At 67.1% G+C, this 8,458-nt stretch carries 10 protein-coding genes and 1 pseudogene; 8 read left to right on the top strand and 3 right to left on the bottom strand.

Features of this window, described 5'->3' with window-relative positions; genetic code table 11:
- Positions 1-143 precede the first annotated feature (143 nt).
- From OX89_RS01480 to OX89_RS01490, 3 genes are read left to right on the top strand one after another with little or no spacing between them, the layout of a single operon-like run.
- Positions 144-821, top strand: a complete 678-nt coding sequence (locus OX89_RS01480; protein WP_015913018.1) for a response regulator — start codon at positions 144-146, stop codon at positions 819-821.
- Positions 818-2,278: an ATP-binding protein gene (locus OX89_RS01485; RefSeq protein WP_047349302.1), complete on the top strand. Its 1,461-nt coding sequence runs from the start codon at positions 818-820 to the stop codon at positions 2,276-2,278. Before OX89_RS01480 ends, OX89_RS01485 begins: the two co-directional genes overlap by 4 nt.
- Before the next feature lie 7 nt (positions 2,279-2,285).
- Entirely contained in the window at positions 2,286-3,128 is an 843-nt protein-coding gene (locus OX89_RS01490; protein WP_047349303.1) for a TlpA disulfide reductase family protein, read from the top strand.
- 38 nt (positions 3,129-3,166) lie between these two features.
- Here the strand turns inward: OX89_RS01490 and OX89_RS01495 are convergent, their stop codons facing one another.
- Complete coding sequence (locus tag OX89_RS01495) at positions 3,167-4,069, bottom strand: MBL fold metallo-hydrolase (protein ID WP_047349304.1); 903 nt, start codon at positions 4,067-4,069, stop codon at positions 3,167-3,169.
- A gap of 107 nt (positions 4,070-4,176) precedes the next feature.
- Between OX89_RS01495 and OX89_RS01500 the strand changes: the two genes are divergently transcribed.
- From OX89_RS01500 to OX89_RS01515, 4 genes are all read left to right on the top strand, one after another.
- Positions 4,177-4,500 (top strand): metalloregulator ArsR/SmtB family transcription factor, encoded by a 324-nt coding sequence (locus OX89_RS01500; protein ID WP_047349308.1) that lies wholly within the window; start codon positions 4,177-4,179, stop codon positions 4,498-4,500.
- A 4-nt stretch (positions 4,501-4,504) separates the two neighbouring features.
- Positions 4,505-4,948 carry a YeeE/YedE family protein gene (locus OX89_RS01505; protein WP_011805641.1) on the top strand — a complete coding sequence of 148 codons (444 nt, stop codon included), beginning with the start codon at positions 4,505-4,507 and terminating at the stop codon, positions 4,946-4,948.
- Between the two features lie 22 nt (positions 4,949-4,970).
- Positions 4,971-5,393 (top strand): YeeE/YedE family protein, encoded by a 423-nt coding sequence (locus OX89_RS01510; RefSeq protein WP_047349305.1) that lies wholly within the window; start codon positions 4,971-4,973, stop codon positions 5,391-5,393.
- Positions 5,394-5,496: 103 nt separating this feature from the next.
- Positions 5,497-6,114, top strand: a complete 618-nt coding sequence (locus tag OX89_RS01515) for a DUF599 family protein (protein WP_047349306.1) — start codon at positions 5,497-5,499, stop codon at positions 6,112-6,114.
- A gap of 4 nt (positions 6,115-6,118) precedes the next feature.
- Here OX89_RS01515 and OX89_RS01520 read toward each other — a convergent pair whose 3' ends face one another.
- A complete protein-coding gene (locus OX89_RS01520) occupies positions 6,119-6,691 on the bottom strand; it encodes a hypothetical protein (protein WP_015913012.1) in 573 nt (190 codons plus the stop codon).
- A 478-nt stretch (positions 6,692-7,169) separates the two neighbouring features.
- Between OX89_RS01520 and OX89_RS18360 the strand changes: the two genes are divergently transcribed.
- On the top strand, positions 7,170-7,328 hold the full coding sequence (locus tag OX89_RS18360) for a hypothetical protein (protein ID WP_157497252.1): 159 nt from the start codon (positions 7,170-7,172) through the stop codon (positions 7,326-7,328).
- A 12-nt stretch (positions 7,329-7,340) separates the two neighbouring features.
- On the opposite strand, the pseudogene OX89_RS01530 reads toward OX89_RS18360, so the two are convergent.
- Positions 7,341-8,414, bottom strand: a pseudogene (locus tag OX89_RS01530) (IS256 family transposase); the annotation flags it as partial.
- Positions 8,415-8,458: the final 44 nt, after the last annotated feature.

Raw genomic sequence — 8,458 nt, forward strand, 5'->3', positions numbered from 1 at the left:
AAATCACAGTATCAATGGGGCTGCTGGAGCTAAATAGATACCCCTTGCGTTTATACAGTCAATGATACCGACGCAGCGGGTGCGCCGTTAATGTGGGGATAACGCGCCATTCCTAGAATGCGGGCTTTTGCCAAGCGGGCCGCATGCACATCCTGATCGTCGAAGACAACGCGCTGGTGGCCAGCGGCATCCAGGCCGGGCTGGAGTTGCACGGCTTCACCAGCGACACCGCGGGCAGCGTGGCGCAGGCGCAGGCCCACATGACCAGCCGCCAGTTCGATGCCTGCGTGCTGGACTTAGGCCTGCCCGATGGCGACGGCATCAGCCTGCTGCGCCAGTGGCGCGCCAAGGGGTTGGCGCTGCCGGTGCTGATCCTTACCGCGCGCAGCACCATCGAGGACAAGGTGGCCGGCTTTCAGACCGGCACCGACGACTACCTGACCAAACCCTTCGACCTGCAGGAGCTGGTGCTGCGCCTGCGCGCCCTGCTGCGCCGCGCGGGCGGGCGCACCAGCGACCTGCTGGCGCTGGGCGACTGCCAGGTCAACATGGCCACCGGCGAAGTCACGCGCAACGGCGTGGCGATAGATATCTCGCGCCGCGAGTGGGCTTTGCTGCAGGCCCTGCTGCAGGCGCATGGGCGCGTGCTGAGCGCGGCGCAGCTGCATGACAGCCTGTACGGCCTGGACCAGGACGTGGGCAGCAACACCGTGAACGTGCATGTGCACCATCTGCGCAAGAAGCTGGGCGCCGATGTGATCGACACCGTGCGCGGCCTGGGCTTTCGGCTGGGCGCGCGCTACTGCGGCGGTGCGGCATGACGGCACGACCGGTGCAAAGCCTGCGGGTTCGGCTGGTGCTGGGCCTGAGCCTGACCATTTGCCTGGTCTGGAGCGGCGTGGCGATCTGGCAGTTCACCAACATGCAGCGCGAGCTGCGCACGCTGCTGGACGACCGCCTCATCGCATCGGCCCGGATGGTGGTGGGCATCGTGCAGCAGTTCCAGCAGGCCGAGCTGGCGGCAGCGCCGCGCGCCAGCAACGATGCGCTGCTGTCGGTCATTGGCCGCGATGGCGTGGCCTGCGAGGTGAGCCTGGTGCGCAGCGAAGTGGACATCCTGCCCATCGCGCGCACCAACAACATCCCGGACATGGCCTCTGCGGGCAACGCGGGCTTTGGCCAGATCACCAAGGGCGGCAAGCAGTGGCGCACCTATGTGCTGGAGGACAAGGGCGTGCGCGTGGCCACCGCCGACCGGCTGGATGTGCGCGACCAATTGGTGCAGACCTTCGTGCGCACGCTGGTGCTGCCCTTCGTGCTGGCGCTTGCCGTCATCCTGCTGCTGACCTGGTGGATGGGCACGCGCAGCCTGCGCCCGCTGCAGCGCCTGCGCGAGGAGCTGGTGCAGCGCCCACCCCACGACCCCACGCCCGTGCAGTCGGGCCGCGACGTCAAGGAACTGGCCCCGCTGGTGGACAGCCTGAACCAGTTGCTGGCGCGCATGGACGCCAGCATGGAACACGAGCGCCGCTGGACCGCCGACGCGGCGCATGAGCTGCGCACGCCGCTCACCGCCATCAAGACCCATGTGCAGGTGGCGCAGCTGACACTTGCCGCGGGCAACAACAACGCCAGCCCCGACAAGGCCGCCAACGCACTGCGCCAAGCGGGCGAAGGCATCGACCACATGCACGCCACGCTGGAGCAACTGCTGCAGCTTGCACGCGTGGAAAGCGCCAGCGCGGGAGAGGCGCGCGCCACCGTGGGCACCGGCATCGCGCAGGCCTTCCGCCTGGCCTGCAGCCAGTCCCTGCAGCGTGCCGAGAACGAGGGCATTCAGTTGCCCTCCCCACCGCTGGACGCGGCAGAAATACCCGCCGACCCGGCAGCCTGGCAGGCAATACAGCTACCGCTGCCCCCCGCGCTGCTGGCCTGCGCCATCACCAACCTGATCGACAACGCGCTGCGCCATCACCAGGGCCCCACCCCTGTGAGTGCCACGCTGCGCTGGCAAGCCGATGCTGCCGGCCCGGGCACGGTGGAAGTCTGTGTGCGCGACGAAGGCCCCGGCCTAACCCCTGCGGAGTGCGAGCAAGCGCTGCGGCGTTTCTGGCGCAAGTCCAGCACCTCGCCCGGCAGCGGCCTGGGCCTGACGATCGTGCGCCGCATCGCAGAAAGCGCCCATGGCACGCTGACGCTGGAACCGGCCGAGCCCGGCCTGCGGGCGCGGCTGTGCCTTCCGGCGCTGGTGGTGACCTCTTCGGCGGCAAAGGACTGACGCCGCCGTGGACCGCGTACTGCACCTGGGCCCACTGGTCCTGCCGTGGATGTTGCTGGTGCTCCTGGGCGCCTGGCAGTTGGGCACGATGGTGCATGAGCGACTGGCCGCACGGCGTGGCCTGACGGGCGGCCCGCATGGCTGGCGGCTGCCCCTGATCGCACTGATCGCGGCGCGGCTGGGCTTCGTGCTGCGCTATGCGGATCTGTATGCCAGCGCGCCGGTGGCTGTGCTCGACATCCGCGACGGCGGGTGGTCGCCCTGGGCGGGCCTGGGCGCCGCGCTGCTCTATGTCGCGCTGCTGTGGCTGCGCCGCAGCCCATGGCGGCAGAGCGCCACGGCAGGGCTGGCCACATTCGCCGGCGTATGGCTGCTGGGTTGGGGCGTGCTGCAGGCTACGGCACCGCGCGAGCAGGCCGCCCTGCCCTCATGGCAAGGCGTGGCGCTGGATGCGCGCACGGTCGCCCTGCCAGAGCTGAAGGGGCAGCCCGTGGTGGTGAACCTGTGGGCCAGTTGGTGCCCACCCTGCCGGCGCGAGATGCCCGTCATGCTGCAGGCGCGCGAGGCGCAGTCGCCCCTATCGCCCCAGTCGCAGGTGCGTTTTCTGTGGGTGAACCAGGGGGAGCCTCCCGAGACAGTCGCCCGGTTTGCTGCGCAGCAGCGCCTGCCGGCCGCCGATGTGCTGCTGGACTCAGCGGGCCAGCTGGGTAGCGCGCTGGGCCACAAAGCCCTGCCCACCACCCTGTTCTATGACCGCCAGGGCCGTCTGGCCGCGGTGCGCGTGGGCGAGCTGTCGGCTGCCACGCTGGCCCAACACCTCGCGCTCATCAGCGGCCACTCCGCCCCTTAGCCACGCGGCCGCTGGCGCAAAGAGGTGCGCCGCCGGCATCACGACATGCCCTGCGGCGCGCCAGCCCCTTTCAGGAACGCATTGATGGGCAGCTGGATATAGGTACGCCCGTCGTCCTGCGCGGGCGGCAGCTTGCCGGCGCGCACATTGACCTGCACCGAAGGCAGGATGAGCGTGGGCATCGCCAGTGTGGCGTCCCGCGCGGTGCGCATCTGCACGAACGCGGCCTCGGTCACGCCCTCGTGCACATGGATGTTGCCGCTGCGTTGCTCTGCCACGGTGCTGACCCAGGCAGGTGCGCGGTTCTCGGGCGGATAGTCGTGGCACATGTGCAGTCGGGTGTGCGCGGGCAGCGCCAGCAGGCGCTGGATGGAGCGGTACAGCGTGGCGGCATCGCCACCCGGAAAGTCCGCGCGGGCCGTACCCACGTCGGGCATGAACAGCGTGTCGCCCACAAACACGTCGTCACCCACGCGGTAGGCCATGTCGGCAGGCGTGTGGCCCGGCACATGCAGCGCCGTCAGCTCCAGCCCGCCGACATGGAAGGTCTCGCCGTCCTCGAACAGGTGGTCGAACTGGCTGCCGTCGGGCAGGAAGCTGCGCTCGAAATGGAACACGCTGCGAAAGAGCTGCTGCACCGCGCGGATGTGCGCGCCGATGGCGACCTTGCCGCCGAGGTGGTGGCGTATGTGCTGCGCGCCCGAGAGATGGTCGGCGTGTGCGTGGGTTTCCAGGATCCACTGGACGTGCCAGCCCTGGCGGCGCACGTATTCAATGATGCGATCCGATGAGGCGCTGGTCAGCGTGCCGGACTTCGGCTCGAAATCCAGCACGGGGTCGATCACTGCCGCTTGGCCGGCGTCAGTGTCTGCGAGCACATAGCTCACGGTGCCCGTCACGGGGTCGAAGAAGGGCTCGATATGCATGGAGGCGTGGGGCATGAAGGTCCTTTCGCAATGAAGACGGAAGTGCCGAAGCAGCACCACCAGCCAACAACAATTTATTTTTTGATATATTATATGAAAACATATTGTTTTGCACCTCCATCATGATTGACGACGCCACGACCCTGGACCTGCCCGCCATGCGCGCCCATGCGGGCGAAGCCGTGACCATGCTCAAGCTGCTGGGCAACGAAGACCGGCTCATGCTGCTGTGCCAGCTGACCGAAGGCGAGCGCACCGTGGGTGAGCTGGAGCAGCTCACCGGCATCGGCCAGCCCACGCTGTCGCAGCAGTTGGGCGTATTGCGCCGCGACGGGCTGGTGCAAACCCGCCGTGAAGGCAAGTTCATTTGGTACCAACTGGCGGACGACCGCGCACTGCAGCTGATGCAGGCCATCCATCGCCTTTTCTGCAAGCAAGGAGCTTGATCCCATGACCATCCTCTGGAATTCGTTCACCCCCTGGTCATCGCTGGCCGGCGGCATGCTGATCGGCCTGGCCGCGGCGCTGCTGATCGTGCTGCTGGGGCGCATCGCCGGCATCAGCGGCATCGTGGGCGCGCTGCTGCAGCGCAGCAGCTGGGCCAGCGTTGCCAACTGGGGCTGGCGTGCGGCCTTCGTGATCGGCATGGTGGCGGCGCCATTGGTCTGGCAGCTCATCGCCCCCCTGCCCCCCATGGAGATGCCCAGCAACCCGCTGGTCATCGTGCTGGCTGGCCTGCTGGTCGGTTTTGGCACCCGGCTGGGATCGGGCTGTACCAGCGGCCATGGCGTGTGCGGGCTGTCGCGCCTGTCGCTGCGCTCCCTGGCCGCCACCCTGACCTTCATCGGTGCCGGCGCCGCCACGGTGTTCGTGGTGCGTCACGTGCTGGCCTGACCCCATCTCAAGGAGAAACACCATGGCTTCTGCCATCGCATCACTGATTGCCGGCCTGGTCTTCGGACTGGGCCTGATCCTGTCGGGCATGGGCAATCCCGCAAAAGTACAGAACTTCCTGGACTTCTTCGGCGCCTGGGACCCTTCGCTCGCCTTCGTCATGGGGGGCGCCATTCTTGTGGGCCTGGTGGCGTTCACCTGGGCCCGCAAGCGCAAGACCTCGCTGCTGGGAGACCCCATGCAGCTGCCCTCCTCCACCGCGGTGGACAGACGCCTGCTGACCGGCGCGGCGCTGTTCGGCATTGGCTGGGGCCTGGCGGGGTTCTGCCCCGGCCCGGCCGTGATGAACCTAGGGACGCTGCGCGGCGAGGTCTGGCTGTTCGTGGCCGCCATGCTGGCGGGGATGCAGCTGCAACACTTCTGGGATCGCCGCACGCGCTCCTGAAAAAATAGCTGGCAGCGCTTGTCATTGGCTGAATTCATTGCAATAACGCGTTGAAAACCAATACCAGCAAGCGCTATAAGCTCCTTAATTCATAGCGACGCACATGGACTCCCTGCTGTTTCTCCTCACCGCCGCACTGCCGTTGCTGTACCTTGTGCGGCACTGGGCGTGGGCACCTTCCGCCACACGCGCCCATACACGGTTGCGGCAGGAATGGTTTAGCGCCATTGCGCAGCACAAGGGCACCGAAGTGCTGGGGGTCCAGACGCTACGCAACTCGCTCATGTCCTGCACCATGACGGCGACCACCGCCACCCTGGCCTTCATGGGCGGGCTCACGCTCACCCAGGGCCACTGGCCGTCGCAGTGGTGGCACCACGGTTTTCCACCGTTGGGCACCGACCAGGGGTTGGCCTTCTGGAACGCGTTCGCCGTGCTGGTGCTGCTGGCACTGGCATTTCTGACCTCGATGCTGGCGGCGCGCAACTACCACCACGCCGGCTTCGTGGCGGGCATGCCGGTGGAGTCCGCGGCGCGCCGGTCATGGCAGTCCCTGGGCGAGCGCAGTCTGATGCGCGCGGGCCTGTACTACAGCCAGTCACTGCGCCTCATGATCTGGGCGGTGCCGCTGGCGCTGTTCTACATCCACAGCCTGCTGGGCGCCGCCGTCGCGGTGGCGCTGTTCCTGTCGATGTGGGGCTGGCTGGACGTGGACCGCTGATGCCCTATTTGCCGCCGCCCAGGCGGTCCATCAAGCCGCCGCGAGAGCTGTCGGGGTTGGCCACCTGGCCGCTGGCGGACTCCACGGCAGTGACAAAGTAGCTCATCGCCTCGACGGCCTTGCTGCGCTCCTCACCGCTGTTGAGCGTCTCATCCACGCTGCGCCCATCGGCGGTGTGAACCCGCACCCAGCTACGCGGCGTATAGGCGATTTGGTCCACCAGCCGCAAGGGCACATCGAACGCCGTGGCGGGGTAGCCCAGCGCAGCGGCCTCGGCGCGCGAACGCGAACGCACGCGCACCGCCTGCCCGCCCCCCAAATGGAAGTCCGCGCCCGTGACCTCCGCCGCCTGATGGGGCAGGCCCACGGTGAGCACCGCCTGCGCCGGCTTCGCCGCGCTCCACGCCGCCGCCAGCACGGGGCACTGGGGCCGGGAGCACGCGGCACTCGCGGGCGCCACCGTCACGGTCTTTTTCCCTTCGGACTCGCCTTGCTGAATCTGCGGCACCAGCGTTTGCTGGCTGGCACAGCCCGCCAACACCAACGCTCCAAACGCACCCGCCCGCCAGAATTTCATGGATTCACTCCCACATAGAAAACCGCATGGTGCCATGCCCGCGGGCGAGATGCGGCAACCCTCGGGATCCTTCATGGGCCCGCTCGCGGAATAAGGCATCCGCGCCGACCGGCTCCGGCGTCGCCATTGCACGCTCTGCGCCAACGCGACGGCACGCGATGCGGCGCGCGGCTTTCACCGAGGCGCGCAGGAGGCGATCCGCCACCACACTGCCGGGCATTACCGCCCCGGCAGGTCCGCTGACGGATTGCACCGCAGCCACCATGGCCGGGCTTACCACCAGTGCCCACCCTGCTAGGTCAGGGCCTGGATCGTTTGCTGGCCAGCGCATCACCTGGCAGGCAACGCACTGAGGCCCGCTACCCCGCTCCGCGCATGGCCGCAAGCCGGCCGGCCAAGGAGTTGCGGGTCACGATGTGGGGGACGTCGCGTCCCTCATGGCTTTGGCGAGCCCATGGTTGCCGCGGGACTCCAGTCCTTGAATCGCGCCCTCGCGGTCTTGCTCGCCGTGGTGCTGGTTCAGCTTGCGCTTTCCTTCCAGTCGCCCGAGACGGATCTCGATGCCCACGATATGCCGCAGTTGCTCATCCAGGTAGTCTGTGGGCGCATCGCCGGGCGTGTCCGAATTTTTGTGTAAACGGGTCGGACTTCAATTGACGGAGATGCGGTCTCCGAACTGAATGGTAAAGCGGGTCAGCGCGGCCTTCCAATCCCGGATGGGCATGGTCCACTTCTGGCTGATGTTGCGCAGCGCCAGGTAGAACAGCTTGGTCAGCGCCTCGTCGCTGGGGAACGAGCCCCGGTTCTTGGTCAGCTTCCTCAGGCTCATGTTCACCGACTCGATGGCATTGGTGGTGTAGATGACCTTGCGGATTTCCGGCGGGTAGTCAAAGAACGGGGTCAAGCGGCTCCAGTTCCTGCGCCAGGACTGGCCGATGGGCAGGTACTCGGCATCCCATCGGGCCTCGAACTCTGCGAGCATCAGTTCGGCCTCCTCGGCGGTGGCGGCCGTGTAGATACGGCGCAGGTCGGCCGCCACTTCCTTGCGGCGCTTCCATGAGACGTAGTTCAGGCTGTGACGCACCATGTGAACGATGCACAGTTGCACCACCGCCTTGGGGAAGACTGCCTCGATGGCGTCAGGGAAGCCCTTGAGCCCATCGACGCAGGCGATGAAGATGTCCTGCACGCCCCGGTTGCGCAACTCGGTGACCACCTGCAGCCAGAACTTGGCGCCCTCGGTCTGGGCCAGCCACAGGCCCAGCACCTCCTTGTCGCCCGTCATGGTGATGCCGATGGCCAGGTACACCGCCTTGACCCGCACCGCGCCCTCGCGCACCTTCACATGGATGCAGTCCAGATAGACGATGGGATAAATCGGCTCCAGCGGTCGGGCCTGCCAGGCCTTGACCTCGTCGGCCACGGCATCTGTCACCGAGGAAATCAGGCTGGGTGAGACCTCGGTGCCGTACATCTCTTCGAGGTGGGCCTGTATCTCGCGCACCGTCATGCCACGGGCGTACAGCGAGATGATTTTGTCGTCGAAGCCGGCCCAGCGGGTCTGGTGCTTGGGGATGAGCTGAGGCTCGAAGCTGCCATGGCGGTCGCGTGGCACTTCGATGGGCAATTCGCCGAACTCGCCCTTGAGGGTCTTCTTGCTCTTGCCGTTGCGGGTGTTGCCAGCGGGGTTGGCCACCGCCTCGTTGCGTTCATGGCCCAGGTGCTTGTATCTTTAAACCAGACCAGCGCGGTAGAGTCTGAACGCCG

The sequence above is a fragment of the Diaphorobacter sp. J5-51 genome (genome assembly GCF_001023515.1).
In the GTDB taxonomy this organism is placed as follows: Bacteria; Pseudomonadota; Gammaproteobacteria; order Burkholderiales; family Burkholderiaceae_C; genus Diaphorobacter; species Diaphorobacter nitroreducens.